Origin of the sequence: Nocardiopsis sp. NPDC006938, assembly GCF_042869555.1 — a bacterium.
GTDB lineage: Bacteria > Actinomycetota > Actinomycetes > Streptosporangiales > Streptosporangiaceae > Nocardiopsis.
On the sequence record NZ_JBIAGA010000010.1, the window covers coordinates 39,351 to 65,744 of the forward strand.

Below are 26,394 nucleotides of genomic sequence, written 5' to 3' on the forward strand. Positions count from 1 at the left end.
CTAACAGGGTGTTCCCTTGGCCGGGTTAGTGGTATACCGCTAATGCACGGCAGTGGACCCAGGGAGAAGACACCGATGACGACCATCCTCACCCGATCCGACCTCACCGGCCTCGTCACCCCCCGAGAGGTGGCCTCGGCGGTGGAGGCCGCCTTCGCCGACCTCGCCGAAGGGCGCGCCGCGCAGCCCCACGCGGAACCGGCCCGCCTGACCGGGCACGACGCCCAGTTCGTTCCGATGGTCGGGCTCCTCGGCAGCGGTGGCCTGGTGGCGGGCAAACTCCTCAGCGACATCCCCGGCAACCGCGAGCGGGGGCTCCCCTCCCAACAGTCCGTGCTGGTCCTGGCGGACGCGGACGACGGCGCCCCCCTGGCCATCCTCGACGGAGCCGTCCCCACCCGGCTGCGTACCGCCGCCGCGACCCGTGTGGCCACCCGCCACCTCGCCCGCCCCGGCTGGGACACCCTCGGCGTCATCGGAGCCGGGCCCCTGGCCGCCGCGCACGCGGTCGCGCTCGCCGACGAACGGGGCCTGGAACGGGTCCTCGTGTGGTCCCGCTCCTCGGCCACCGTCGAGCGGCTCCGTGCGACGCTGGCCGAGGAGGTCCCCGGCCTGGAGGTGGTCGCCGCCGCCTCGCCCCGCGCCGTCGTCGAGGCGTCCGAGGTCGTCTGCACCGTGACCCCCTCCCGCGAACCCCTGGTCGAGGGCGCCTGGCTGCGCCCCGGGCAGCACCTCAACGCGGTGGGCTCGCCCCCCAGGACCGACCACCGGGAGGTGGACGCGGCCGTCCTCGCCGCCGCCCGCGACTCCGGCCTCCTCGTGGTGGACTCCACCCCGGCCGCGCTGCACGAGTCCGGTGACATCGCGCACGCCCTCGCAGAGGGCGCCATCACCGCCGAGGACTGCTCCCTCGAACTGGCCGCCGTGGTCGGCGGCCGACACCCCGGCCGCACCTGCGACCGGCAGATCACCGTGTTCAACTCGGTGGGCATCGGCCTGGAGGACGCCGCCGTCGGCCGTCTCCTGCTCGACGCCGCCCGCGCTCGTGGCCTGGGCGCCGAGATCACCCTGTCCGCCTGACCCGGACCCGCGCGGCGCGGCGGTCGGGTGGCACAGTGGAGGCATGCCCAACCGCCTGAGCGACGCGACCAGCCCCTACCTGTTGCAGCACGCCGACAACCCCGTGGAGTGGTGGCCCTGGGGGGAGGAGGCCTTCGCCGAGGCACGCCGCCGCGACGTCCCCCTCCTCATCTCCGTGGGCTACGCGGCCTGCCACTGGTGCCACGTCATGGCGCACGAGTCCTTCGAGGACCCCGAGACCGCCTCCCGGATGAACGAGCTGTACGTGAACGTCAAGGTCGACCGCGAGGAGCGCCCCGACGTCGACGCCGTGTACATGGAGGCCACCCAGGCCATGACCGGCCAGGGCGGTTGGCCCATGACCGTGTTCGCCACGCCTGACGGCGCCCCGTTCTACTGCGGGACCTACTTCCCCCGGGACCACTTCCGCAACCTCCTCAACGGGGTGGCCGACGCCTGGCGTAACCGGCGCGAGGACCTCCTCGACCAGGGGCGCCGTGTGGTGGAGGCCCTCGGGGCCCCGCGTCGGCTGGCCGCCTCCCCGCCGCCCACCGCCGCCGACCTCGACCTGGCCGTGCAGGCCCTCATCCACGACTACGACGTCGCCGAGGGCGGGTACGGGGACGAACCCAAGTTCCCGCCGTCCATGCTGCTGTCCTTCCTGACCGCGCAGCACGAGCGCACCTTCCCCTTCCAGAGCGCCGACGAGCCCACTCCCGCCGCCCTCATGGCGGGCGGCACCGCCGTGGCGATGGCCCGGGGCGGCATCTACGACCAGCTCGGCGGCGGGTTCGCCCGCTACGCGGTGGACGGCGCGTGGGTCGTGCCGCACTTCGAGAAGATGCTCTACGACAACGCCCTGCTGCTGCGCGCCTACACCCGGCTGTCCCGGCGCCCGGCGGGCGACGACCCCGCCGCGATCGCGGGCCGGGCCCTCATGCTCAGGGTGGCCCAGGAGACCGCCGACTGGATGCTGCGCGACCTGCGCACCCCGGAGGGCGGGTTCGCGTCCGCCCTGGACGCCGACAGCGAGGGCGAGGAGGGCACCTACTACGTGTGGACGCCCGCGCAGCTCACCGAGGTTCTCGGCGAGGAGGACGGCGCCTGGGCCGCCGACCTGTTCGCCGTGACCGAGCGGGGCACCTTCGAACACGGCTCCTCCGTGCTCCAGCTACGCGGGGACCCCGACGACCCCGAGCGCTTCGACCGGGTCCGCGCCGCCCTGCTCGCCGCCCGCGCCGAGCGGGTCCCGCCCGCCCGCGACGACAAGGTGGTGGCCGCCTGGAACGGGCTGGCGATCGCGGCGCTGGCCGAGGCGGGCGCCCTGCTGGAGCGCCCCGACTGGGTCCGGGCGGCCCGGGAGGCGGCCGACCTCGTCCTCGGGACCCATCTCCTCTACGGGCGGCTCGTGCGCACCTCGCGGGACGGCAGGCCCGGGCCCAGCGCCGCCGTCCTGGAGGACTACGCCGACCTCGCGGAGGGCCTGCTGGCCCTGCACGGCGTGACCGGGGAGGCCCGCTACGCGCGGGAGGCCGGGGGCCTGCTCGACACCGTCCTGGAGCGCTTCGGGGACGGGGAGGGCGGGTTCTACGACACCGCCGACGACGCCGAACAGCTCTTCAGCCGCCCCCAGGACCCCACGGACAACGCCACCCCCTCGGGCCGGTTCGCCGCGGCCTCGGCGCTGCTCACGTACGCGGCGCTGACCGGTCAGGAGCGCTACCGGACGGCCGCCGAGGGCGCGCTGTCCGTGGTGCCGCTCCTGGCCGAGAAGGCCCCGCGCTTCGCCGGGTGGGGTCTGGCCGCAGGGGAGGCACGGCTCAGCGGGCCGCGCGCCGTCGCGGTGGTGGGGGAGCCGGGGGAGCCGGCCGCCGAGGAGCTGGTGCGCACCGTACTCCGGTGGGCGCCCCTGGGCACGGTCCTCACGCGAGGGGACGGGACCGACGACGGCGGGGTCGCGCTCCTCGAACAGCGGGTGCGGGTCGGGGGCAGGCCCACCGCCTACGTGTGCGAGGGCTTCGTCTGCAAACTGCCCGTCACGACTCCGGAGGAACTGCGGGCCCAGTTGTCGGGTGAGGCGAACTCGGGCTGAGAATGTGGTTGAAAAATCAACATCATTCCCGAAGGCGCATTGACCCGTCGACAATCCCGAACTGTCGGCGGTGAATGGCCGAACTACGGGATGTGTCCGCGACGCGAGTTCGGGGTGGTCACGACAACTCGATTCCCTCCACGATCTCGTCCACCAGGTCGGGACGGTAATCGGGCTGGCGGATCTCCAGGTAGACCGTTCTGGGGGTGTCCGGCGGGTGCACGGCGACCGAGGTGAAGGCGCCGTTGCCGTTGCACTCCGGCCACTCCCAGGCCGTGCCCTGCCAGTCGCCCTCGCTGATCGCCCGCTCCTCCGGCGGCCCCGGACACGGCTTGGTGTCGGCCACCGTGTCCAGGTTCGGCGCGCCCGGCACCACCGTGGCGTACACCCCGTACGAGGGGACGTCCGTGGAGTGCCAGTCGGCCACGTCGGTGGCGGCCAACAGCCCCGGCCCGGCGCCGGAGTCCGCGACCGAGTCGCGCGCCTCCTGGTCGGTGTGGAACTCGCGGGCCCACACCGCCGGTACGTCCACGCGGATCTCCATCGCTGAGTTGCGCACCGTCGTCAACACCATGCCCGGTGTCCCCATCGACGAACTGACCCCCGTGAGCAGGAGGCCGCACGCCAGGACCAGGGCCCCGGCCCGCTGCCGGGGCATGCGGTACCGCTGCCACCAGGCGGTGTCCTCGCTCAGGTTGGGAGCCATACGGATGGCGCGCACCCGGTCGGTGAACGTCTTCGCGTCGGCCGGGCGGCTCTCCCGGTCCACCGACAGCGCCGAGAGGATCAGTTCGTCCAGCGCAGGAGGCAAACCTGGCCGAATCCGGCCAGGCGCCACCCTGACCGGAGGCCGGGACGGCGGACGTCCGGTAATGAGCTCGTAGGCGACCGCGCCCAACGAGTACACGTCCGAGCGGACGTCCAGGTCGCCACCGGGGATGCTCTGTTCGGGCGACATGTAGCCGGGAGTCCCGGCCGCCGCGGTGAACCCCGAGGCCTCGTCGATCGCCTTCGCGAAACCCAGGTCCGCCACCAGCACGCGCTGACCCACGGGGGAGGACTGGAGCAGCACGTTCGACGGCTTGATGTCCCGGTGGATCGTGCCGTGGCCGTGCAGCACCGTGATGCCCTGGCCGATCTCCGTGAGCAGCCGCAGCGCCTCGTCCAGGGGCAGCTGGCCCCGGTGGACGAGGTCGGCGACGCTGCCCTGGTCGGCGTAGGTCATCACCATGTACGGGCGCCCGTCGGGCAGCACGTCGACGTCGTGGACCGCCACCAGCCACGTGGAGTCGGTCTGGCGCAGGATGCGCGCCTCCTCCAGGAAGCGGTGCTGGATGTCCATCTGGTGCGCCCAGTTCTCGGCGAGTACCTTGATGGCCACGGGGTAGTTCAGCAGATCGTCCTGCGCCAGCCAGACGGTGGCGAAGGAACCGGAACCCAAACGCCTGATGACGCGGTAACGTCCGAAGGCCTCCGGTTGGCTCATCTTTGCCTCGGTCTGTCGGGGGTGAATACGCGGTCGTTGCCCACTAATACACCATCTGCGCCTTCACGTGGACTTCCGTGGATATGATCCCCACCCCCGGGTATCGTCGACGCCTCCGGGGCATGGAGACTGGAGGTTCCCTTCGAGTTCCGTGCGCCATGTGCACCGGGGGGCGCAGACCATGGGATTCGCGAGGCGGGAGCCGAGCGGGGCTCATAGGCGTCCCATTGACGTGTGACCCTCTCATGAGTGGGCGCGTACGCGTTCGTACGGACCACCGGACGTCTGCCGCAAGCCAGGAAGAGAATGAGCCATGCACAGTAGTGACAACTCGGAGAACGAGGAGACCCCCACCCCCCGCCGCCGGGTGGCCAGTAACGTCGACGAGGAGCTGGAGGAGCTCGCGCGCCGCGCCAAGCACGGTGACGCGGTGGCCCTCGACGACCTCCTGCGCCGCATCCAGCCCGAGGTACTGCGCCGCTGCGCCCGGTTCCTGCCCTACCGTCAGGACGCCGAGGAGGCCTGCCAGGACGCGCTCCTGCGGGTCGCCCGCAAGATCGACAGCTTCAAGGGCGACTCCCTCTTCACCACGTGGCTCTACACGGTGGTGTCCAACTCCGCCCGGCAGACCTACCGCTCCATGAAGCGCCGGTCGGCCGAGTTCCCCACCGAGGCCGAGCGGATGCCGAACCAGCGCGACCCCCGCACCACGAGCGTCATCGCCGGTTCGCGCATCGACCTGTTGGAGGCGCTCGACCAGCTGGAGAAGGACCGGCCCAACCTCGTGGCCCCGCTGGTCCTGCGCGACCTGTGCCAGATGGACTACAACGAGATCGCCTCCGAGCTCAACCTCGCCCTGGGAACGGTCAAGTCCCGTATCCACCAGGGCCGCAAGCACGTGCGCAAATCGCTCGCCGTGACGTGACGTCCACGGGCGAACTACTCTGGAGGAATCCCCGTCGGCACATCCGTTCACAGGAGTGCGCCGTCCCATGATCCAGCTCTGAGAGGTTTCGCCAATGGGGCTCCGTGACCCCCTGTACTGGCTGTACGAGCGGCGTCTCGAACGCGGTCTGACCAGCCAGGAGATTCCCAGGCACGTCGGTGTGGCCATGGACGGCAACCGGCGCTGGGCCAAGAGCAGTGGTCTTCCGGGCGCCGAGCAGGGTCACCAGGCCGGGGCGAACAAGATCTTCGACGTCCTCGGATGGTGCAACGAGGTCGGTGTGCAGGTCGTCACGTTGTGGATGCTGTCCACCGACAACCTCACCCGTGACGAGGCCGAGCTCGGCCCCCTCGTTCGCATCATCGAGGAGACCATCGCGCGGCTGCGCCGGGAGGGCTGGAACACCCGCCCGGTCGGAGCCCTCGACGTCCTGCCCGACTCCACCGCCCGCGCCCTCAAGGAGGCCGAGGAAGCCACATCCGGCAACCCCGGGCTGGTTGTCAACGTCGCCGTCGGGTATGGGGGTAGACGTGAGATCGCTGATGCGGTTCGGTCGCTCCTCCAGGAGGAGGCGGCGAAGGGCACCGGTATCCAGGAGCTGGCAGAGCGCCTGGACATCGAGGACATCGCCCGGCATCTCTACACGCGCGGACAACCCGACCCCGACCTGCTCATCCGCACCTCAGGGGAACAGCGTCTGTCGGGTTTCATGCTCTGGCAGAGCGTGCACTCGGAGTTCTACTTCTGCGAGGTCTTCTGGCCCGCGTTCCGCAGAGTGGACTTCCTGCGCGCGCTGCGTGCCTACGGCGCGCGCAACCGGCGCTTCGGCTCCTGAATCCCGTTCCGACCCCTGCCGCCTCCGCTCCGCGGGGCGCGCCGTGCCTGTCCACGGCGGGCCCGTAACGCGGAGTTCACCGGATGGTGGGCACGGGACCTGGAAAACGGGCTCGAGGGCGCGTAGCGTCGACAGCAGCGGATGGCGTTCGCCCATCCGTTCGGGAGGCCCCGTCTCGTTGATCTTCTCCGCCCCGGCGGGATATCGAAGAGGAGGGCCGGACCCGGCCCTCGTGGGCCTGGTCCCGGTCCTCCATGATCCCGTGACAGCAGGGCACCCGTGCGGTGCCCAAGGGGAGAACGAGTGGCTAGTTCCTCGACCGATCACCGCGACACCCAGCCCCCCACCGCCCCCGAAGCGGAGGTAGGAGAGGGCACGCGCGTCTACGTGCTCGACACCAGTGTCCTGCTCGCCGACCCGATGGCCATGGCCCGGTTCGCCGAACACGAGGTCGTGATCCCCGTGGTGGTGATCACCGAGCTGGAGAGCAAGCGTCACCACCCGGAGCTCGGGTACTTCGCTCGCAACGCCCTGCGGCGGTTGGACGACCTCAGGGTCGCCCACGGCCGTCTGGACGTGGCCGTCCCGGTGAACGACCAGGGCGGCACGCTCCGGGTGGAGCTCAACCACAGCGATCCGTCGATCCTGCCCGCGGGTTTCCGACTCGGGGACAACGACACCCGTATCCTCACGGTGGCCCGCAACCTCCAGGCCGAACGCGAGGAGGAGAGTTCCGTGGTCCTGGTGAGCAAGGACCTGCCGATGCGGATCAAGGCGTCCTCGATCGGTCTGCCGGCCGACGAGTACCGGGCCGAACTCGCGATCGAGCACGGGTGGACCGGGATGGCCGAGCTGGACGTGCCCGCCCACAACATCGACGAGCTGTTCTCCGCCGGGGAGAGCGAGATCGAGCAGGCCAGGGACCTGCCCTGCCACACCGGTCTGGTCCTGGTCTCCGAACAGGGCAAGGCGCTGGGGCGTACGCAGGCGGACAAGTCCGTGAAGGTGGTGCGCGGGGACCGGGACGTGTTCGGTCTGAAGGGGCGCAGTGCCGAACAGCGGATCGCCCTCGACCTGCTGACCGACCCGGACGTCGGCATCGTCTCGCTAGGCGGGCGCGCGGGCACGGGCAAGTCGGCGCTGGCGCTGTGCGCCGGCCTGGAGGCCGTCCTGGAGCGCGCCCAGCACCGCAAGGTCATGGTGTTCCGTCCGCTGTACGCGGTGGGGGGCCAGGAGCTCGGCTACCTGCCGGGGACCGAGAACGACAAGATGACGCCCTGGGGCCAGGCGGTGCACGACACCCTGTCCGCCGTGACCAGTGAGGACGTGATCGAGGAGATCGTCGACCGGGGGATGCTGGAGGTCCTGCCGCTCACGCACATCCGGGGTCGCTCCCTGCACGACGCCTTCGTGATCGTCGACGAGGCGCAGTCCCTGGAACGCAACGTCCTGCTCACCGTGCTGTCCAGGCTGGGCGAGAACTCGCGGGTGGTGCTCACCCACGACATCGCCCAGCGCGACAACCTGCGGGTGGGCCGTCACGACGGGGTCGTCGCGGTGATCGAGAAGCTCAAGGGCCACCCGCTGTTCGCGCACGTCACGCTGACCCGTTCGGAGCGCTCGCCCATCGCCGCCCTGGTCACCGAGATGCTGGAGGCCTAGGGACCGGGACTTGGGGCCGCAGGAGTGCGCGCGCCCGCCCCACACCGACGTGGGGCGGGCGCGCCCGCCGGTACCCGGTTCCGTCCACCGGGCACGGCCGTCTCGTGACGTCGGCCTAGCGCAGGCGCGCCAGGTACTGACGGACCCGCCGCAGCCGGGTCAGGCTGGCCTCGTAGCGGGCGCCCACGAACAGCAGTAGCGCGCCGACCACGGCGAACGGCAGCCAGTTGGGCGTCATCTGGCCGAGCTCCCACAGGGGCGGGCCGAAGGCGCGCAGCGACGTCACCAGCAGGGCGAGGCCGCCGAGGGCCAGGGCGGCGGAGAGCCGCTGGCGCAACCCCCACACCACGACCGCCAGACCGACCGCCAGCACGGCCGGGACCCGCCAGACCAGGGCGTCCTCCGTGAGTACCTCCCACACGGTCGGGCCGAGCAGGAGCGCCAGGCCTCCGGCGTACGCGAGCCAGCTCGACGGAGGCTCGGCGGACCGGCGCGACCACTCCCCACCGATCGCCAGGAACGCCAGCGCGGGCGCGGCGGTGTACGCCTCGGGGACGGTGACCTCCCACGACGCCAACGCGGTCCACAGCGCGGCGAACATCAGCCCGGCGCCGACTCCCGCGTACCACCGGCGGCCGGGCCGGACCGCGCTGGCCAGGCTGATCACCCCGACCACCGCCAGGGCGGCGGCCACCAGCTCCAGACGTCCGCCGTGGAACACGCTGAGCAGCAGCGTGACGGCGGCCCAGCCCGCCGCGGGGACCTCCGCCGCCGTCACCAGGGGTGCGCGCAGGCGGGGGGCGACGGCGGCCACGGCGGCGACCACGGCGAGCGGGCCCAGCGCCGCGTACTCCAGCGGGGCGCCCAGGAGCAGCGGGACCGTGAGGGCGAACCCGCCGGTGGCCGCCGTGGACACCGAGGTCGACGCGACCGCCACGAAACGGGTCCGGGCCAGCGCGGTGACCACGGACAGGACAGCGGCGGCGGCCAGCAGGACCGCGACCGTGGCGTGTCGCTCGGACAGGGCCCAGCCGTACGCGAGCGCGAGGACGGCCGCCCCGGACCACCACGGGAGCAGGGCGGCCCGGCCGTCCCTGAGCAGGGCCGCTCCGACCAGCAGCGGTGCGCCGACCGCGAGGGTCAACGGAAGGGCGACGAGGAAGGGCAGTCCCAGCACCACGGGGACGGGGACCAGCGCCACCGGGACCACCAGGGCGGCGGTGCGTACCAGGAGTGACCGGTCCACGAGAAGGGCGGCCAGCAGGGCCAGGGACCCGGCCGCCAGCAGCCCCAGGGCGCTGGCGAGCGCGTCCGCGGCGCCGGTGGGGCCGGGCACGCCCAGGAACGCGTGCGCGGGCTCCGTCAGGGCGGAGAGCGGGGCCCCGCCGAGGGCGTGAGACCGGGAGAACGGGGCCAGGACCGGGAGCGCGCGGGAGACCGCCACCACGGGGGCCAGCGCCAGCAGGGCCGCCCCCGCCCAGCCGAGGGCGGTCCCTCGCACGGAGCCATCCCCGCCCCGCACGGGCGGGCGCCCCGTGCGGCCCAGAGCCAGCGCGCTCGCCCCCAGGACGAGGGCCGTGGCCCCCAGCAACCACCGGGGCACCGGCCCGGGGTCCCCTCCGGAGACCGAGGCGGCCAGCAGGCCGAGGCCCATGGCGAGGGTCAGGGCCCAGGCGGCCGTGGTCAGCCCGTACGCGAACGCTCCTGGGGAGCCGTCGGTCCCGGCCGCGCGGCGTCGGTGCGGCAGGACGGACACCAGGGTGACGACGGCGAGTGCCAGGAGCACCGCCAGCGCCGTGTGCTGCTGGGGGAGCGACCAGCCCAGCGCGAGCAGGAGCGTGGCCAGGCCGGTGGCTCCCGCCAGAGGTGCGGAGGAGGTGCCCGGCCGCGCGGCCCACAGGAACAGGGCGGCGCCGACCAGCACCGTCCACACCACCGCCACGAGGAACGGGGCGCCCAGCAGGACCGGCAGCGGGACCAGCGTGAGCGGTGCGGCCAGGGCGGTCAGGGGCCCGGCCAAACGACGCTCGAACAGGAGCGCCGAGCCCAGGGAGAGGGCCCCGAAGCCGAGCAGTCCGGCCGCCGTGAGCAGGGCGGTCAGGGTGTCCGAGGGGACCGGCAGCCCCACCAGCGTGCTCGCGGGCGCGCCCACCGCCGCGAACGGCGCACCGAACACCGCACCCCCGGGGCCGAGCGCGGGCAGGGTCGGCAGACGCAGTGCGCCCGCCACCGGCGGGACGGCGGCCAGCAGGACGAGCCCCGTCACACCGAGGGCCGACGCCGTGCCGTCCGGGCGGCGGTCCGCGCGGCCGAGGACCAGCGCGGTCGAGCCGAGGGCGAGCGTGACGGCGCCCAGCAGCCACCACGCGGCCGTGCCGGAGGCCCCGCCGACGGCCACGGCGACCAGGGCGGTCGACGCCAGCGCGAGGAGAGCGGACCAGGCGCCGGCCGTGAGTCCGCGCACGAGCGCCGTGGCGGGCACCCGGCCTCCCCGGTCGGTGGAGGTCGGGCCCCGGTGGCCCCACGCCGAGACCGCCACGGCCACGGACGCCACGAGCAGGACGGTCAGGGTGGCGTGCCGTTCGGGCAGCGACCAGACCAGTGCGAGCACCACGGTGGCCGGACCGGCGGTCCCGGGGAGCCACGCCACGGCAGCGCCGACCCGGGGGGTCCACAGGAACAGGGCGGCGCCGATCAGGGCCGCCCACACCACCGCAACGAGGAACGGCGCGCCCAGCAGCACCGGCAGCGGGACCAGGGCGGTCGGCGCGACCAGAGCCGTCGCCGCCGTCAGGCAGCGGCGGTCGACGACGGCCACCAGACCCAGCACCAGGGCCCCGGCGAACAGGACCCCCAGGGCCGTGCCCAGCGCGGTGAGGAGGTCGGCGGGCGCGGGCGCGCCGAGCAGCGTGTGCGCCGGACCCCACACCGACCCGGTCGGCGCCGACCACGGTGCGGTCCCGGGAAGCAGGGGCAGCCCCGGGCCGTCGCCGGGGAGCGCCAGCAGCGGCGCGGCCGGGAGCAGGGCCAGCCCCGCCAGGGTGAACAGCCAGCGCGGGTCCGAGGGGGAGCGGTCGTCACCGCGCACGTGCGCGCTCGGTGCCGGGGCCGGGACCCGGCCCAGGGTCAGGGCGGTGGCCGCGCACAGCAGCGCGGCGGCGGTCAGCATCCACCACTGGGCCTGCGCCGTGCCCTCCGCGCCCCGGTTCCAGAGCAGGAAGGCGGTGCCCGCGATCAGCGCCAGGGCCCACAGCAGCGCGCCGCCCAGGTACAGGGTCGCGGCCCGGCCGCCCGGGGCGGGGCGGCCCTCGGCGGCCGAGAACACACGTGCGCCGACCGTGCACACGAGCGCGGTGGCGGCCAGCATGAGCACGGCCGCGAGGGTCGTGTACCGCTCGGGCAGAGCCCAGATCAGGCCGGTGACCAGGGTGAGCGTCCCGGTGACCACGGGGACCGCGCCGGCCCACCGGCCGTGCAGGGCCGAGCCCAGAACCAGCGCGCCGCCGAGGACGAGCGCCCACACGACCGTCACGACCAGGGGAAGGCCGAGGAGCAGCGGAGGCGCCAGCAGGGCCGCGGGGGCGACCAGGGAGAGCAGAACGGGCAGGGAACTGCGGAGCAGCAGCCGGACCACGCCCAGGGCGAGCGCCGAGGCGGCCAGGACACCGGCCAGGTACACGAAGGAGAGCGGCGGCAGGGTGCTCGCCCGCTCCAGCCCGAGCAGCTCCACGGCCGGGTGGGTCATCGCGGACGGCTCCAGGCCCCACGGCGCCGTCGTGGGACGGGGCAGGACCGGCAGGTGCGCGGGCCCGGCCACGAGCGGCGCCAGCGCCAGCGCCGCCAGTCCGACGACCGAGGACGCGGAGTGCGCGTCCCGGGCCCGCGTGGACCCGGCGGGGTGCCACCGGTGCAGCAGCAGCCCCGCGACCCCCGCCAGGAGGAGAGTGGTCGCCAGCGACCACCAGCCCAGGGGGTCCCGCCCGGGGGAGGAAGGGGCGACGACGAGCACGGACACCACCGTCACGACCAGGACGAGGACCCACAGCACCACGGCGGCCGCGCGCAGTGTCCGCACCGGGACGCCGGGACGGGGCGCACCGAGGAACCGCGCGGCCACGAGGTCGGCGAGGGCGGTGGCGGCGACGACCGGCAGCAGCCAGCCGGGGTTGCCGTCGCCGGGCAGTGAGACGACCAGCAGTACCGGTACGGGCTGAGCGAACAGCACGGCCAGGACTCGGGGCGTGCGCAGCGGCACCAGGGCCGGGTACAGCACCAGGAGCGCGCTCATGACCGCGAGGGCGGCGGCCGTGTACCCCGGACCGTTGGCGGTCCGGTCGCTCAGCAGCCACAGGGCGAGCGCGTCGACGCAGAGCAGGGCGGCGGCCACCGACCCGAAGGTCTCGGCGGTCGCGCGCAGGCCGCGCCGGTGCAGCGGCAGGGCCAGCCCGGCGAAGGACAGGGTGGTCGCCCCGAGCACGGCGGCGCGGGCGCCGGTGCCCATGTCGCTCCACGTCCAGATGGCGAAGACCAGGGCGGCGACACCGATGAGGAGGCCGCCCAGGCCGAGGATGACGTTCTGGGCCGAACGTCGGCTGACCTCGGCGCCGCGCTCCGCTTCCGGGGCCGACCGGGGCCCCGGCGCGGGACCGGACGGTGTCCCTGCGGCGGGGCGCGGCGCGGACGGAGAAGGGCCGGAACGCGGTGCGGACGGGACCTCGACCACGACCGGCGCCTGGGCCCTGGCCCGTTCGGGGATCGGCGGGGGAGGGGCGGGAGCGGCGGCCAACCGGCGGACGCGCTCGTCGGACTCCCACCGCAGCCGGCCCAGCACCTGGGAACGCTCCTGGACGAGCACGCGCTCGCGGCCGTGCAGCGTCGACAGTTCGGCGTCGATCCACCACAGGCGCTGCGCCGTGGGGCCGACCAGGCCGAGACCGCAGTTCGGACACTCCGGGCCGGAGGCGCCGAGCGGTGCCGCGCAGTCGGGGCAGCGGCGCGGTGCTCCCGGCGAGGGGTGGGGGAATCCGTGGGCGTGCATGTCCCCCATGCTGTCCGCCGGTCCGGCGGCGCACATCGGTACGCGTACTCAGTCGTGCCGTGCCGGGGCCGTTCCTCCGGTGACTCCGGTCTCTCCCCGGTGGTGCGGAGACGAGGGCCACAGGCCCGAACGTTGTGTCCGACCCTGACTCTTGGTGTTCCCTTGCAGGTCACAGGCGCGCGAAGCAGGCACATTCCGTCATGTGAGTCAGGGCACAGTAAAACTGGCGTTACTTCATCGTGACGATGGTGCAGGCTGAGTTGCGCTGCACAGAGAATCCCCCCTCCCGTGTGGGAGCCCCGCCCCGTGGTCGGTCGAACGGCGAGTCCGTCCCCACCCCGGCGGTGACGACGGGCCACGCGGTCCCCAGGCGGCGACCCACACCACGCGACGCCCCCGGGCACGCGTGCGTCAACGTGAAAGGGCGATCTTGATAGTCAACCGGATCTCACTGCGCCAGATGAGCGCGGTCGGAGCCGCGGCGCTGGTGGCGGGCGGCATGTTCACCGTCTCGGCCTTCGCGCGGACCGGCGACCTCGACCCCGGCGCGGCCGCCTCGGCGGCGACCCCCGTGAAGCAGCCCCAGGCGCCCCAGGAGGAGTTCTTCGCGAGCCCGCCCCCCGTGGACGACGCCGAGCTGGAGAACCAGCGGGAACGCGTCCGTGAGGACGTGCGGGCCGCGGCCGACCAGGCCGTCCAGTCCACCAGCGGCACCGGAGCGGAGATCGCCGAGCCCGAGCCGGAGCCCGAGGAGGAGACCCCCGACTCCGGTTCCTCCGGCGGCTCCGGTTCCACGGGGGGCTCGGCTCCCACGGCCCCGGTCCCGGCGGGTTCCGCCAAGGAGATCGCCCTCCAGATGGTGCTCGACCAGGGTTGGGAGGCCGACCAGTTCCACAACTGCCTCGAACCGCTGTGGCAGAAGGAGAGCGGCTGGAACCACACGGCCCAGAACCCGAGTTCGGGCGCCTACGGCATCCCGCAGTCCCTGCCCGGAAACAAGATGGCCTCGCACGGCTCCGACTGGCAGACCAACCCCGCCACCCAGATCTCGTGGGGGCTGAGCTACATCAAGGACCGTTACGGCAATCCGTGCGGCGCCTGGTCCCACTCCCAGGCCAACAACTGGTATTAATAGGTTTTTCCCTGCCCTTAACCCCCTTTTGGGAAGGCGATCGTGCTACTCAACCGAATGTCGCTGCGGAGTACCGCGGCGGTCGGTGCGGCGACCCTGGTCGCCGGTGCGACCTTCGCCGTCTCCGCGTTCGCGGACGACGGTGTGGACCCGGACGTCGCGGCCAGCGCCGCCGTACCCCGGTCCGAGGAACCCGCTGCCGACACCGGAACCGAGGGCGACGAGTTCTTCGCGGCCTCGGAGCAACTCACCGAGGACGAACTCCTCGCGCTCCGCGCCCAGGCGCAGACCGAACGAGACGCAGCCAAGGGCCAAGGGGTGCAGTCCACCCAGGCCAGCGGCAGTGACATCGAGGAGGAGGTGGAAGAGGAGGAAGAGGAGGAGACCGAGGACACCCCCGTGTTCTCGGGCGACCCCAAGGGCATCGCCCGTCAGATGGTCGCGGCCGAGGGCTGGAGCGCCGACCAGTTCGACAGTTGCCTGGAACCCCTGTGGGAGAAGGAGAGCAACTGGAACTACCAGGCGCAGAACCCGAGTTCCGGCGCCTACGGCATCCCCCAGTCGCTCCCCGGCGACAAGATGGCCTCCCACGGCTCGGACTGGCAGACCAACCCCGCCACCCAGATCTCGTGGGGCATCAGCTACATCAAGGGGCGCTACGGCACCCCGTGTGAGGCCTGGGCCCACTCCCAGTCCGTCGGCTGGTACTAGCACCCACCACCGGTTCGTCCCCCGGAACCACACGACGGCCCCGCGCATCCCGCGCGGGGCCGTTCTCGTGGTCCGAAACCCTCCGTCAGACCGGTCCGAACCCTCCGGGTCTACTTGTGGGGGGTGAAGGTCTCGATGACGTCCTCGTGGATGTTGTCGAAGTCGCCCGACTCCTCCCGGGGCACGTTCACACTCACCAGGTAGAAGACCCGGTGGTCGCCCTGCTCCATGACCACCGCGTACGCCCAGAGCCGCCGCTCCGACTGGCCCCAGTTGGTGTTGACCAGGTCCGCCTCGACCATCGCGACGTCCAGACCGGCCAGACCGCCCTCGAAGTCGTCCCGGTCGAAGTCCTCGGTGTCGCGCACCTCGTAGCCGCTGGTGGCGTCCTCGATGTCGGTGCCACCGTCCGACTGCTCCAGGAACTCGGCGGCGGTACCGGTGAACTCGGTCTCCTCCCAGCCCTCCACCATGAGTTCGTGCTCCATACCGGGGGCCACGAACAGGGCGATCGAGTCGGCGATCTGGCTGTCGTCGGGGGACCAGCCGCCGGGGTAGGACACCGTGAACCACTCGGAGTCGAAGGTCTGGAGCTCGTCCTCGTCGTACTCGGGGGGAGTCCCGTCGACCCGCACGCCGCCGCCCGGACCGGTCAGGTGCTCCTCGCGACCGTCCGACCGGCCGGGTTCCTCGGTCACGGAGGAGTCGCCGGGGTCGGTGCTCGTCCCCGATCGCGCCACCAACGCCACCACGAGCCCGCCGACCAGCAACAGGGCCAGACCGAACGTGCCCACGGCCAGGGCCGCGCGCAGACCGCCGCGGCGGCGCGGGGCCGGGGCGCCGCCCCCGTGAGCCACCGACGCGTGGGGTCCGCCGTGGCCGCCGTATCCGTGGCCGCCCTGGTCGTACCCGTACCCGCTGTCGTGTGGGTACCCGCCGTCGTGCCCGTGGCCGCCCTGGTCGTGTCCGTACCCGCCGTCGTACCCGAACGCCGCGGCACCGTGCGTCTGGTGCCCCTGGTCGTGCCCGGAGGGGGAGCTCCCGTAGTAGCCCTCGCCGGAGGGGTAGGGGGTCTGCGGGCCGCTCGCGGCCGCGCCAGCCACAGCCCCGGCAGCTCCGGCCGCACCGGAGGGCGGCACGTCACCGCCGCGGCACCGCCGGAGCAGGTCCAGCGCCCGCTCCACGGTGAGCCGCCGGTCCGGGTCGCGCTCCAGCAGGCCCGTGATCACCGGCTCCAGCCACGCCGCCCGCGTCATCGGCGGGAGCGGGGCGGAGATCACCGCGGCGATCGCGGCGGTGATCGAGTCGCGGCGAAACGGCGAGGAGCCCTCCACGGCCGCGTACAGGGTCACGCCGATGCTCCACAGGTCGCCCCGGTGCTCGGCCGGTCCGCCCTCCAGCCGCTCGGGCGGCATGTACTCGGGCGAACCGATCAGCGCGCCGGTCCGCGTGATGCTCGGACCGCCCTCCATGGTGGCGATCCCGAAGTCGGTGAGGATGACCCGCCCGTCGGACGACATCATGATGTTGCCCGGCTTGATGTCCCGGTGGAGGACCCCCGCCGCGTCCGCCGCGCGCACGGCCTGGAGCAGCGACTCCGCGATGTCGGCGACCTCCTCCGGCGGCAGGGCGCCCGCCTCGCCGAGCAGGTCCTGGAGCGAACCCCCCTCGACCAGTTCCATGACCACCCACGGGTCGTCCTCGAACTCGAACACGTCGTGGATGGTGATGACGGTGGGGTGGTTGATCCGCGCGGCGGACTGCGCCTCGCGGCGGACCCGCGCGTGCGCGTCGGCGCGTTCGGCGTCGGTGAAGTGGCCGGGGAGCAGGACCTGTTTGATGGCCACGACCCGGTCCAGGGCCGTGTCGTGGGCCTCCCAGACGATCCCCATGCCGCCTCGGCCGAGCTCCCGGCGCAGGACGTAGCGGTTCGCGATGGTCGGCTGGCTGTTACTCGACATCTGTCGCCCTCTCGGAGCGGGCTCTGTACGGGAAGTTCCAGTGGGTCCGACGCCCCCGGAGGGGGGAAGGTTCCGGTGGCCGGGCCCTGGGAAGCGCGCCGGAACGGTGGCGTCGGCGACGGCGCGGGGGCCGGTGGCGCACGAAGGGGGCACCCCGCGTCCGCGAGGTGCCCCGTGGGTCCGGCCGACCCGCGCCGACGACTACTACTGCGAGTTGGTCATCTTGAGCACGTCGAGGGCCGCGTCGAGCTGCGCCTCGGTGAGCTTGCCGTCCTGGACGTAGCCGCGCTCCAGCACGACCTCGCGGATGGTCTTCTTCTCGGCCAGCGACTGCTTGGCGACCTTGGCGGCCTCCTCGTAGCCGATGTACCGGTTGAGCGGGGTGACGATCGACGGGGAGGACTCCGCGTACACGCGGCACTGCTCCTCGTTGGCGGTGATCCCCGCCACGCAGCGGTCCGCGAAGACGGTGGAGACGTTGGCCAGCAGGCGGATCGACTCCAGCACGTTGCGCGCCATCATGGGCAGCTGCACGTTGAGCTCGAAGTTGCCGGAGGCGCCGCCGAAGGCCACCGCCGCGTCGTTGCCGACGACCTGCGAGGAGACCTGGAGCATGGCCTCGCACAGGACCGGGTTGACCTTGCCGGGCATGATCGACGAACCGGGCTGGAGGTCGGGGAGGAAGATCTCGGCCAGGCCGGTGGTCGGGCCCGAGCCCATCCAACGGATGTCGTTGGCGATCTTGCAGTAGCCGACCGCGATGGTCCGCAGCTGGCCGGAGAGCTCGACCAGGGCGTCACGGGCGCCCTGCGCCTCGAAGTGGTCGCGGGCCTCGGTCAGTGGCAGTCCGGTGTTCGCGGCGATCTCGGCGATGACCCGCGCGGAGAAGCCCTCCGGGGTGTTGATGCCGGTGCCCACGGCGGTGCCGCCCAGGGGCAGCTCGGCCACGCGCGGCAGGACGGCCTCCAGGCGCTCCACGCCGTACCGGACCTGCGCGGCGAATCCGGCGAACTCCTGGCCCAGGGTGACGGGGGTGGCGTCCATCAGGTGGGTGCGGCCGCTCTTGACGATCGAGGCGAACTCGACCGACTTGCGGGTGAGCTCGCCCTCCAGGTGGCGCAGCGCCGGGATGAGCTCGTTCTGCACGGCCGAGGTGGCGGCGATGTGGATGGAGGACGGGAACACGTCGTTGGACGACTGCGAGGCGTTCACGTGGTCGTTCGGGTGGACGTCGAGGCCGGTGCGCTCCTTGGCGACGGTCGCCACGACCTCGTTCGTGTTCATGTTGCTGGAAGTGCCCGAACCGGTCTGGAAGACGTCGATCGGGAACTCGTCGTTCCACTTGCCGTCGGCGACCTCCAGGGCGGCCTCGCGAACGGCCTTGCCGAGGTCGTCGGAGATCACGCCGAGCTCGGCGTTGACCTTGGCGGCCGCGGCCTTGATCTGGCCGAGCGCGGCGATGTGGGCGTTCTCCAGCCCCTGGCCCGAGATCGGGAAGTTCTCGACGGCACGCTGGGTCTGGGCCCGCCACTTGGCCTCGGCCGGGACCCGGACCTCACCCATCGAGTCGTGCTCGATACGGAACTCACTCATTGCAACCCATCTCTCCTGGGAAAACCTGTGACCTCAAGCCTGCCAGACGCGGCAGGTCACGGCGCACCTCACCCTGGGTTCCCGGTGTTGTCCGTGTCATGTTGACATCCGCGCAGGTCACCGATGTCGGGCCGGTCAGGTCGGGAGTCAGCCCCGGAGCTGGCGGCGGGCCCTGGGCAGGGCCGCCAGGAAACGGCGCCGGGGAGCCCGCACCCGCACCGTCCCGAACAGGCAGAACCCGTCGATCTCCAGGACCGGGGGGTGGGACATCGAGCTACGGCGGGCGTTGGTGCTGCGCCTGCCGAGGAACGACCACCCCTTGACGCGTACCTCCACGCCCTCGGGGACGTCGATCACCACCCTCCCGAGGAAGGTGCTGACCGTCATCCGGTGGTGGTTGCGGGTGAGCAGCGCCTCACGCATGTCGATCTCGGCGCGTCCGCACACCGCCCCGGCCTGTTCGTCGGGGAGCGCCACCCAGCGCCCCCTCCGGGTGAGGGTGGTGAACCAGCTGACCATCGGTTCGGGATCGAGCTGGAGGGGCTGTTCCCCGGCGGGCAGGAGGTCGGCGGTGACCTCCGGAAGGTCGCCCAGGGTCCGGGCCGCCTCGACGCGCTCCAGCCGTTCCACGAACTCCTCCATGTCGATCCGGCCGTCGGCCACGGCGGAGCGCAGCACCTCGCTGACGCGTTCACGGTCGCTGTTGGAGGCCCTCATACGGGCGGGGGAGATGTCCTCACTCACACCGTTCAGCCTAGGCGAGCGGTGTTCCCGGCGGCGGCGCGTGAACCGGGGCGGCGGGGCGGGACAGGCCCGGCCCCCGCCCCGGTCACGCGGACACCCCTGGTCAGAGGTGCGTCAGTGCCCTCCTCGCCGGGGCGGACGAGGCCGAAAGCGGCCGCACGGCGATCCGCATCAGGGCGCGGGCGTTGTCGTCGCCCGCGACCCGGTTGGCGCTGAGCTGACCGCACGACAGACAGCGGTGCAGCACCAGCCACTCGCCGTCCGCGCGCGTGCTCACCCCGGCCGCCTCCATGCGGCCACGGCAGTCGGAGGCCCGGTCACCGGGGACCCGGCCGTCCACGTGCAGACTGGTGAGGCAGTGCGGACAGTGGTTGCGGTGCGCCGTACCCGGAGCACGCATCGGGACGTCGAGCCGGCAGTGCGCACAGCGGAACGCCCCCTGGTCCCGACCCTGGCGGCCCCGTTCGCCCCGGGCCCGCAGGACGGTCTTGGGACGCTGGCGCCGGAGTCGCCCGTGGCGGTGGTTGCCGCGGCCCACGGCTCACACCTCCCCGAACATGTCGAGCGGGAACGGCGGCTCGGCGAGCGGGCGCACCGCGATCCGCATGAGCGCCAACGGGTTGTCGTCGGCGGCCGCGGCGCTCTCGGAGAGCTCGTCGCAGAGCACGCAGCGGTGCACCAGACGCCACCCACCGTCGCGGGCGACGACCACGGAGATCGGTGTCATCCTCCCCGCGCAGTCGCTGGGCCCGACCTCGACCTGGTCGTGGACGTGGAGTGAGGTCAGACAGCTCGGACAGTGGTCACGCGGGGTGCGAGCGGGTTCGGAAACGGAAACGGACAGGCCGCAGAACACGCAGTCGAAGCCGACGCGCGCGGAACGGATGGAGGTGGTGGTACCGGGGGTGAGTTCGTAGTGGGACAACCCGGAGGCTCCTTGCTGGAAAGAACGGAAGTCGACAGCAAGAGCGCCGAGCGTGTCTCGACGGTGGGCGGGTTCGTTCAGACGTCCGAAGGGTGTCGGGGCAGGCGGAGACCCGCGCGGCTGTGAGGCGCGCTCGGCGCGTTCCGGGGCATGGACCTCAGTCCTTCTTCGTGCGTGGGCCCGCGCCCGCGCGTCCGTGTTCGGTACCTTCCCCACCACGGTAGACACGGCCCGCCGGGCAGCGCAACGGGTTTTCCACGCCTGTGGACCACCGGCCCGAAGGACCGGCACGAGCCGATAAACGATGGATTTTCGGCCGGTCCGCTGCCTACCGTGTCCCCATGACCACACCAGAGCCCGGCCGGGCCGTCCCGGGGAGTTCCGCCATGACCTCCCACGGGACCACCGCCGTGCCGGCCCTGCACCTGCGCGGCGTCGTCAAGCGCTTCGGCCCGATCACGGCCGTCGACGGACTCGACCTGGAGGTGCCCCAGGGGATCGTCCTCGGCCTTTTGGGGCCCAACGGCGCCGGTAAGTCCACCACCATGAAGATGCTCACCGCACAGGCCATCGCCGACGAGGGCACCATCCGCATCCTCGGCCACGAGGTCCCCGCCGAGTCCAAGTGGGCCCGGGCCCGCATGGGAGTCGTCCCCCAGCACGACAACCTCGACGAGGAGCTCACGGTCGAGCAGAACCTCCGCATGTTCTCGTTCCTCTACCGGGTCCCCCGGGCCCGCCGTAAGCAGGCCATCGCCCGTACCCTGCGCCTGGCCCAGCTCGGCGACCGCGGCGACACCCCCGTGGACGACCTCTCCGGTGGCATGCGCCGCCGCCTGCTCATCGTCCGCGCGCTCCTGCACCGCCCCGAGCTGGTCCTCATGGACGAGCCCACCGTGGGGCTGGACCCCCAGGTGCGCCAGGAACTGTGGGGCGTGATCACCGCCCTGCGCGACGAGGGCGCCACCGTGCTGATGTCCACCCACTACATCGAGGAGGCGGAGCGCCTCTCGGACGAGGTCGCGCTGATGGCCGGGGGCCGGATCGTCGAACGCGGGGTCCCGGCGGACCTCGTGGCCAAGTACGCGGGTGCGAGCGTCGAGGAGTACACCCCCGGCGACGACGGGATGGCCGCACTGGAGGGCCTGGTGCACGGGCACGGCCTCACCACCCGCCGCACCGGGACCACGCTGTCGGTCCTGCGCGCCGAGGAGCTGCCGGAGTCGCTCCGGGACCGCCTCGGCACCCCGGTCCGCAGGGAGAGCAACCTGGAGGACGTGTTCGTGACCCTGACCGGGGAGGCCGTCGAATGAGACCGTCACAGCGCCACGAGGACGCCCGCCCCGAGCGGCACGCCCGGCCCGGGCGGTTCGAGGCCGACGCCGTCCGGGGCGTGGTCGCCCGCGAGTGGATTCTCTACGGGCAGTCCTGGCGGGCCACCACCTTCGCCGCAGTGGTCGAGCCCACCGTCTACCTGCTCTGCTTCGGGTTCGGCATGGGCGCCCTCATCGGCACCCTGGCCGGGTACAGCTACATCGACTTCCTCGGCACCGGGATCGTCGCCGTGTCGGTCATGTTCCAGTCGATGATGCCCGCCGTCATCAACACCTTCATCAAGCGCCGCTTCCTGCACACCTACGAGGGCATCCTCGCAGCCCCCGTGGACGTGCGCGAACTGGTCACCGGAGAGGCCCTCTGGCTGGCCATGAGATCGGGCGTCTACGGGTGCGTGCCGCTGCTGGTGGCGATCGCGTTCGGCCTGAAGCCGGGGCCGGGCATGCTGCTGGTGCCGTTCGTCGCCTTCCTCGCCGGGTTCGCGTTCGCGCTCTTCGGTATCTGGATCTCGGCGGTGATCACCTCGGTGCGCTCCATGGACTACGTGTTCAGCGGCCTGTTCACACCGCTGTTCCTCATGGCGGGCACCTTCTTCCCGCTCACCCAGCTCCCCGACTGGATTCAGAAGGCCGCCATGATCAACCCCCTCTACCACGCCGTCGAGCTCATCCGGGGGGCCGTCTTCGGCGGGCTGGACGCCCTCGGAGCCCTCACCCACGTCGGCGTGCTGCTGGCCTTCGTGGTGCTGATGTGGAACCTGGCGGCCTTCCAGATGGGCCGCAGGGTCGTCGACTGACAGCGGACTCCGGGAACGACGACGGCGCGGGAGGGTCGCCCCTCCCGCGCCGTCGGGCCGCTCACGGGTCCGTTTCCCTGAGGTCAGTCCCGGGACGTGTTCCCGCTCGGCGCCCAGCGCAGCTCGACCACGGCCCGCTGACCCTCGTCGGCCACGCTCACCCCGACGCCGACGGCGCCCCACTGACCGGGCGATTGCACCTCCTCCTGGGTCATGACCTCACGCAGGTCGAAGTACCCGGCCAGCACGGCGTCGTCCAGGTCCTGCATGGTCTGCTGGAAGACCGGGTCCTCGGCCAGCTGGCCGGAGCCGACGTCGCCGTAGGTGGCCACCACGGTGTCGCCGTCCGAGGTCACCTCGGGCATCGGGCCGACGGAGTAGGGGCCGCCCATGGCCTCTTCCAGGAAACCCTCGATCGCCCCCTGGTCGCCCTCGACCGCGCGGTACGAGAAGGACGGCTCCGAACCGAAACCGATCTCCTGGAAGTCGCCGATGCCCAGGGCGGTGGAGCTGCCCAGCAGGGAGGTGAAGCCGCCCGGAAGCGACGCGCCGACCGAGTCGAAGAAGGACTCCATCTCGCTGCGGTCACTGTCGTTGAGGAAGGGGAGGTCGTCGTTCTCCCAAGCGGTGCTCAGGGCCTGGTCCATACCGCTTCCGGCGAAGGCCATGCCGGTGCCGGAGGGCAGGCCGCCCATCGCCTCCACGCTCGCGCCCGGCGCGTCCGCCAGCCAGGTCAGACCCTCGTCCTCCACCTCGAAGCCGAAGACGTCCATCCGGGCTTCGAGGTAGTCGCCGTCCACTCGAACGGAGGCGGTCATCCGCCCCTCGACGGAGGCGTCGACGCCCGTACCGAACTCGGCGGCCACACCCTGTTCCATGTTGCTCAGCTCGCTGAACCTGCCCAGGTCCATCCAGGCCAGGCCGATGCTGCCGCTGGGCACGTTGCCGAGGTCACCGGTGTAGGTGTCGTTCGACTCCAGGTCGCCGTGGGACGACATCTGGTTGTTGTACTCGCTGATTCCCTCGGCGTTCACCGCGATGACGGCGAAGTCGTCGACGATCTCGTAGTCGAGCCTGCCGTCCCGTTCGAGCTCGCCCAGGGTCTCCTCGGCGCCGGCGGCGTCGGTGATCGCGATCGCGAGCGCGAGGGCCATGTCGCCCTCCAACGCGGTGTCCTCGTCGGACGCGGGCCAGAAGGCGATACCGGCCTTCTTCCCGATCCACTCCTGCACCTCGGACCTCTTGGCGTCGAACTCCTGGGAGAACGCCTCGGCGAAGACACCCGAGGTGTCCTCGTCCACCTCGCCGGTCTCCTCGGTGATCTCGTCGGGGAGCTTCAGGGAGAAGCTGATCAGGTCCATGATCTGGGAGCCGTTGACATCCAGGTCGACCTTGCCGAAGGCCACGGAGTTGCCGGGCAGGACCGACTCGGGCTGGGGCCCGCCGCCGATCAGCGAGGCGGCCGCCCAGAGGGTGCCGCCCATGACCACCACGGCCACACCGGCCGCGGCGGGGATCAGCCACTTGCGGCCGCCGCGCGAGGGAGGCTGGCCGGGACCACCCGGACCCATCGGGGCACCGGGACCCATGGGAGCACCGGGGCCCATCGGAGCGCCCGGGCCGCCCGGTCCCATGGGGGCGCCGGGGCCGCCGTGGCCCATCGGTGCGCCCGGACCCTGCGCGGGAGGCCCTCCGGCACCCGGGAACTGCTGGCCCGGGCCCTGCGGGGGGTACCCCTGGCCCCCGGGCTGCTGGTGCGGGGCGAAGTGCGGTTGGCCGGGGCCCTGCTGGTGGGGGTATCCCTGGCCCGGCTGCTGTGGCGGCTGCCACTGGGGCTGCTGCGAGGGATCTGGGTAGGACATCGGACCTCCGACGAGGGTGTTCAAGGGGACTGGTGCGGGCGCGGGGCCAACGACGTGTCTGATGCGGACGAACACGGAGTTGTTCACCGGCAACCACAAGAGAACGCCGGCGGCGCACCGCCCGTGAGGACGGTGCGCCGCCGGCGCGCGGGGTCTACTCCGGGGCGGAGGTGAGGTCCACGCCGCTGTACGCGGACAGCTTGCTCAACCGGTGCTCGCTGCGGACCTGGCGGACGGTGCCGCTGCGGCCGCGCATCACCAGCGAGTCGGTGGTCACACCGGTCGACTCGTACCGGACCCCGCCCACCAGCTCGCCGTCGGTGATCCCCGTCGCGGCGAAGAAAACGTCGTCCGAGGAGACGAGGTCGTCGGTGTACAGCACGCGGTCCAGGTCGTGCCCGGCCTCGAGCGCCTTCTGGCGCTCCTGGTCGTCCTTGGGCCACAGGCGGCCCTGGATGACGCCGCCCAGACACTTCATGGCGCACGCGGTGATGATGCCCTCGGGCGTGCCGCCGATCCCCAGCATCAGGTCGACACCGGTACCCCGGCGCGCCGCCATGATCGCCCCGGCGACGTCGCCGTCGCTGATGAACTTGATCCGGGCGCCCGCGTCGCGCACGTCCTGCACCAGCTGCTTGTGGCGCGGACGGTCCAGGATGACGACGGTCACGTCCTGGGGCGACTTGCCCTTCGCGCGGGCCACGGCCCGGATGTTCTCGGCGGGAGAGGCGGCGATGTCCACCACGTCCGCCGCCTCCGGGCCGGTCGCCAGCTTCTCCATGTAGAACACGGCCGAGGGGTCGAACATGGTGTTGCGCGGGCTCATCGCGATCACCGCGATGGCGTTGGGCATGCCCATGGCGGTCAGGGTGGTGCCGTCGATCGGGTCGACCGCGACGTCCCAGTCGGTGCCGCCGCCGTCGCCGACACGCTCACCGTTGTAGAGCATGGGCGCGTTGTCCTTCTCGCCCTCGCCGATCACCACGGTGCCGTTCATCGACACGGTGCTGATCATGTGGCGCATACCCCGCACCGCGGCGCCGTCGGCGCCGAGCTTGTCGCCTTTGCCGACCCAACGGGCCGCCGCCAGCGCGGCGGTCTCGGTGACGCGGACCAGCTCCAGCGCGAGGTTACGGTCGGGCGCCGAGTGCTGCGCGGACGGGCTACTGGACTGCGACATGGACGTGACACCTTCCGTCGGGAAACAGGGTGGGGTTCCCTCTTAGGGTAGTCACCCGACGTGACCTCCGTTTATCCCGGCCGCGCGTTGCGGGTGCGGGTGGTCGGGTATCACGGGGCGCGACGCGGCCCGTAACATCGTGCACCTGTACCGGATCGGCCACGGTGTGGCGGTCCCGGCTGCCGGGAGGGCGGTCGTCAGGCGCGCCGGTCGCGTCGAGCCCGCCGCCCCGAGGCGGCGGGGAGCCCCCGTGGTCTCCCAGGACGCGGGGACCGGACAGGAGTGAGGGCGTGACAGTGGACAAGACGGACAAGCCCGCGCGGGTCTCCCCGCGCGGCGCGGCCACCCGCAGTGCCCTGCTACAGGCGGCGGCCCAGGTGTTCCGCACGGTGGGTTTCGCGAAGGCCGGGGTGAGCGAGGTCGTCTCGGTCGCCGGCGCCAGCGTCGGCAGCCTCTACCACCACTTCACCGGCAAGGCCGACCTGTACGTCGCCCTGTACGAGGAGTTCCAGCAGCGCCAGCAGGAGCGCACCCACCAGGCGGTCCGCGACGCGCGCTCCGAAGGTGAGAGCGATCCCACACGGCTGATGAACATCGCCGCGCACGCCTACCTGCTCGGCTGTATCGAGGAGCGCGACACCGCCCGGCTGTTCTTCAGCGGCGACGGCCCGCCCGGGTTCGACCACCAGCTGCGGTCCCGGCTCACCCAGTGGACCGACCGCAACGTGGCCCTGTTCCGCAAGGCGGACGAGCCCGTGGACGAGGCGCTGCTGATCGTGGTGAGCGGTTCCATGCTGCTCGCCGTCGCCGAGGTCGTGCGCCGTGACGACACCGACGCGCACCGGCTCGCCGACGCGATCACCGGTCTGCTCACCGAACTCGAACCCCGCCACCGCCAGCGGGACTGAGCGGTGCGGGGGAGCCCCCGGGGCCCGGGCCCCGGGGGCTCCGGGCCGGGTCGGGCACCCGCGCACACCGTCTAAGCGCACCCCAGGTCGAAGCGGCCCGGGACCTGC

General features: G+C 72.4%; 19 protein-coding genes. 10 read left to right on the forward strand and 9 right to left on the reverse strand.

Annotation, left to right across the window (positions count from 1 at the left end; translation table 11 throughout):
- Window positions 1-75: 75 nt before the first annotated feature.
- Together ACFYL4_RS16490 and ACFYL4_RS16495 are read left to right on the forward strand one after the other, a co-directional pair.
- Window positions 76-1,080 carry an ornithine cyclodeaminase family protein gene (locus ACFYL4_RS16490; protein ID WP_387519067.1) on the forward strand — a complete coding sequence of 335 codons (1,005 nt, stop codon included), beginning with the start codon at window positions 76-78 and terminating at the stop codon, window positions 1,078-1,080.
- 43 nt (window positions 1,081-1,123) lie between these two features.
- A complete protein-coding gene (locus ACFYL4_RS16495) occupies window positions 1,124-3,172 on the forward strand; it encodes a thioredoxin domain-containing protein (RefSeq protein WP_387519068.1) in 2,049 nt (682 codons plus the stop codon).
- 118 nt (window positions 3,173-3,290) lie between these two features.
- On the opposite strand, the gene ACFYL4_RS16500 is transcribed toward ACFYL4_RS16495, so the two are convergent.
- Complete coding sequence (locus ACFYL4_RS16500) at window positions 3,291-4,658, reverse strand: serine/threonine-protein kinase (RefSeq protein ID WP_357758525.1); 1,368 nt, start codon at window positions 4,656-4,658, stop codon at window positions 3,291-3,293.
- A gap of 313 nt (window positions 4,659-4,971) precedes the next feature.
- On the opposite strand from ACFYL4_RS16500, the gene ACFYL4_RS16505 reads away from it, so the two are divergent.
- The 3 genes from ACFYL4_RS16505 to ACFYL4_RS16515 all read left to right on the forward strand — a co-directional run bounded on the left by ACFYL4_RS16505 (window position 4,972) and on the right by ACFYL4_RS16515 (window position 8,101).
- Window positions 4,972-5,583, forward strand: coding sequence for a sigma-70 family RNA polymerase sigma factor (locus ACFYL4_RS16505; protein ID WP_357758528.1), 612 nt, complete (start codon window positions 4,972-4,974; stop codon window positions 5,581-5,583).
- A gap of 94 nt (window positions 5,584-5,677) precedes the next feature.
- Entirely contained in the window at window positions 5,678-6,439 is a 762-nt protein-coding gene (locus ACFYL4_RS16510; protein ID WP_357758531.1) for an isoprenyl transferase, read from the forward strand.
- A 303-nt stretch (window positions 6,440-6,742) separates the two neighbouring features.
- On the forward strand, window positions 6,743-8,101 hold the full coding sequence (locus tag ACFYL4_RS16515) for a PhoH family protein (RefSeq protein WP_357758534.1): 1,359 nt from the start codon (window positions 6,743-6,745) through the stop codon (window positions 8,099-8,101).
- Window positions 8,102-8,216: 115 nt separating this feature from the next.
- Here the strand turns inward: ACFYL4_RS16515 and ACFYL4_RS16520 are convergent, their stop codons facing one another.
- A complete protein-coding gene (locus ACFYL4_RS16520) occupies window positions 8,217-13,139 on the reverse strand; it encodes an SCO7613 C-terminal domain-containing membrane protein (protein ID WP_387519069.1) in 4,923 nt (1,640 codons plus the stop codon).
- A 430-nt stretch (window positions 13,140-13,569) separates the two neighbouring features.
- Between ACFYL4_RS16520 and ACFYL4_RS16525 the strand changes: the two genes are divergently transcribed.
- Together ACFYL4_RS16525 and ACFYL4_RS16530 are read left to right on the forward strand one after the other, a co-directional pair.
- A complete protein-coding gene (locus ACFYL4_RS16525; RefSeq protein WP_387519070.1) occupies window positions 13,570-14,271 on the forward strand; it encodes a transglycosylase SLT domain-containing protein in 702 nt (233 codons plus the stop codon).
- A gap of 42 nt (window positions 14,272-14,313) precedes the next feature.
- Window positions 14,314-14,982, forward strand: coding sequence for a lytic transglycosylase domain-containing protein (locus ACFYL4_RS16530; RefSeq protein WP_387519071.1), 669 nt, complete (start codon window positions 14,314-14,316; stop codon window positions 14,980-14,982).
- Between the two features lie 110 nt (window positions 14,983-15,092).
- On the opposite strand, the gene ACFYL4_RS16535 is transcribed toward ACFYL4_RS16530, so the two are convergent.
- The 5 genes from ACFYL4_RS16535 to ACFYL4_RS16555 all read right to left on the reverse strand — a co-directional run bounded on the left by ACFYL4_RS16535 (window position 15,093) and on the right by ACFYL4_RS16555 (window position 20,205).
- A complete protein-coding gene (locus ACFYL4_RS16535; RefSeq protein WP_387519072.1) occupies window positions 15,093-16,943 on the reverse strand; it encodes a serine/threonine-protein kinase in 1,851 nt (616 codons plus the stop codon).
- 204 nt (window positions 16,944-17,147) lie between these two features.
- Complete coding sequence (locus tag ACFYL4_RS16540) at window positions 17,148-18,536, reverse strand: class II fumarate hydratase (protein WP_387519073.1); 1,389 nt, start codon at window positions 18,534-18,536, stop codon at window positions 17,148-17,150.
- A gap of 147 nt (window positions 18,537-18,683) precedes the next feature.
- Entirely contained in the window at window positions 18,684-19,253 is a 570-nt protein-coding gene (locus ACFYL4_RS16545; protein WP_357758761.1) for a DUF1707 domain-containing protein, read from the reverse strand.
- Window positions 19,254-19,383: 130 nt separating this feature from the next.
- A complete protein-coding gene (locus ACFYL4_RS16550; protein ID WP_387519074.1) occupies window positions 19,384-19,818 on the reverse strand; it encodes an RNHCP domain-containing protein in 435 nt (144 codons plus the stop codon).
- A gap of 3 nt (window positions 19,819-19,821) precedes the next feature.
- On the reverse strand, window positions 19,822-20,205 hold the full coding sequence (locus ACFYL4_RS16555; RefSeq protein WP_387519075.1) for an RNHCP domain-containing protein: 384 nt from the start codon (window positions 20,203-20,205) through the stop codon (window positions 19,822-19,824).
- 386 nt (window positions 20,206-20,591) lie between these two features.
- On the opposite strand from ACFYL4_RS16555, the gene ACFYL4_RS16560 reads away from it, so the two are divergent.
- Both ACFYL4_RS16560 and ACFYL4_RS16565 read left to right on the forward strand, forming a co-directional pair.
- On the forward strand, window positions 20,592-21,518 hold the full coding sequence (locus ACFYL4_RS16560; protein WP_387519197.1) for an ABC transporter ATP-binding protein: 927 nt from the start codon (window positions 20,592-20,594) through the stop codon (window positions 21,516-21,518).
- The gene (locus tag ACFYL4_RS16565) at window positions 21,515-22,336 is read left to right on the forward strand and encodes an ABC transporter permease (protein WP_357758552.1); all 822 of its coding nucleotides are present in this window, start codon (window positions 21,515-21,517) and stop codon (window positions 22,334-22,336) included. Before ACFYL4_RS16560 ends, ACFYL4_RS16565 begins: the two co-directional genes overlap by 4 nt.
- Before the next feature lie 83 nt (window positions 22,337-22,419).
- On the opposite strand, the gene ACFYL4_RS16570 is transcribed toward ACFYL4_RS16565, so the two are convergent.
- A complete protein-coding gene (locus tag ACFYL4_RS16570; RefSeq protein WP_387519076.1) occupies window positions 22,420-24,198 on the reverse strand; it encodes a hypothetical protein in 1,779 nt (592 codons plus the stop codon).
- A gap of 154 nt (window positions 24,199-24,352) precedes the next feature.
- On the reverse strand, window positions 24,353-25,378 hold the full coding sequence (gene glpX / locus ACFYL4_RS16575; protein ID WP_387519077.1) for a class II fructose-bisphosphatase: 1,026 nt from the start codon (window positions 25,376-25,378) through the stop codon (window positions 24,353-24,355).
- 296 nt (window positions 25,379-25,674) lie between these two features.
- Between glpX and ACFYL4_RS16580 the strand changes: the two genes are divergently transcribed.
- A complete protein-coding gene (locus ACFYL4_RS16580; protein ID WP_357758766.1) occupies window positions 25,675-26,286 on the forward strand; it encodes a TetR/AcrR family transcriptional regulator in 612 nt (203 codons plus the stop codon).
- The last annotated feature ends 108 nt before the right edge of the window (window positions 26,287-26,394 follow it).

What these genes read in the sequence shown, in the direction of transcription:
- ACFYL4_RS16560 (WP_387519197.1), top strand. Translation starts at nt 20,592, where the DNA reads ATGACCTCCCACGGGACCACCGCCGTGCCGGCCCTGCACCTGCGCGGC.
- ACFYL4_RS16505 (WP_357758528.1), top strand. Translation starts at nt 4,972, where the DNA reads ATGCACAGTAGTGACAACTCGGAGAACGAGGAGACCCCCACCCCCCGC.
- ACFYL4_RS16495 (WP_387519068.1), top strand. Translation starts at nt 1,124, where the DNA reads ATGCCCAACCGCCTGAGCGACGCGACCAGCCCCTACCTGTTGCAGCAC.
- ACFYL4_RS16520 (WP_387519069.1), bottom strand. Translation starts at nt 13,139, where the DNA reads ATGCACGCCCACGGATTCCCCCACCCCTCGCCGGGAGCACCGCGCCGC.
- ACFYL4_RS16540 (WP_387519073.1), bottom strand. Translation starts at nt 18,536, where the DNA reads ATGAGTGAGTTCCGTATCGAGCACGACTCGATGGGTGAGGTCCGGGTC.
- ACFYL4_RS16565 (WP_357758552.1), top strand. Translation starts at nt 21,515, where the DNA reads ATGAGACCGTCACAGCGCCACGAGGACGCCCGCCCCGAGCGGCACGCC.
- ACFYL4_RS16570 (WP_387519076.1), bottom strand. Translation starts at nt 24,198, where the DNA reads ATGTCCTACCCAGATCCCTCGCAGCAGCCCCAGTGGCAGCCGCCACAG.
- ACFYL4_RS16545 (WP_357758761.1), bottom strand. Translation starts at nt 19,253, where the DNA reads ATGAGGGCCTCCAACAGCGACCGTGAACGCGTCAGCGAGGTGCTGCGC.
- glpX (WP_387519077.1), bottom strand. Translation starts at nt 25,378, where the DNA reads ATGTCGCAGTCCAGTAGCCCGTCCGCGCAGCACTCGGCGCCCGACCGT.
- ACFYL4_RS16490 (WP_387519067.1), top strand. Translation starts at nt 76, where the DNA reads ATGACGACCATCCTCACCCGATCCGACCTCACCGGCCTCGTCACCCCC.
- ACFYL4_RS16535 (WP_387519072.1), bottom strand. Translation starts at nt 16,943, where the DNA reads ATGTCGAGTAACAGCCAGCCGACCATCGCGAACCGCTACGTCCTGCGC.
- ACFYL4_RS16500 (WP_357758525.1), bottom strand. Translation starts at nt 4,658, where the DNA reads ATGAGCCAACCGGAGGCCTTCGGACGTTACCGCGTCATCAGGCGTTTG.
- ACFYL4_RS16510 (WP_357758531.1), top strand. Translation starts at nt 5,678, where the DNA reads ATGGGGCTCCGTGACCCCCTGTACTGGCTGTACGAGCGGCGTCTCGAA.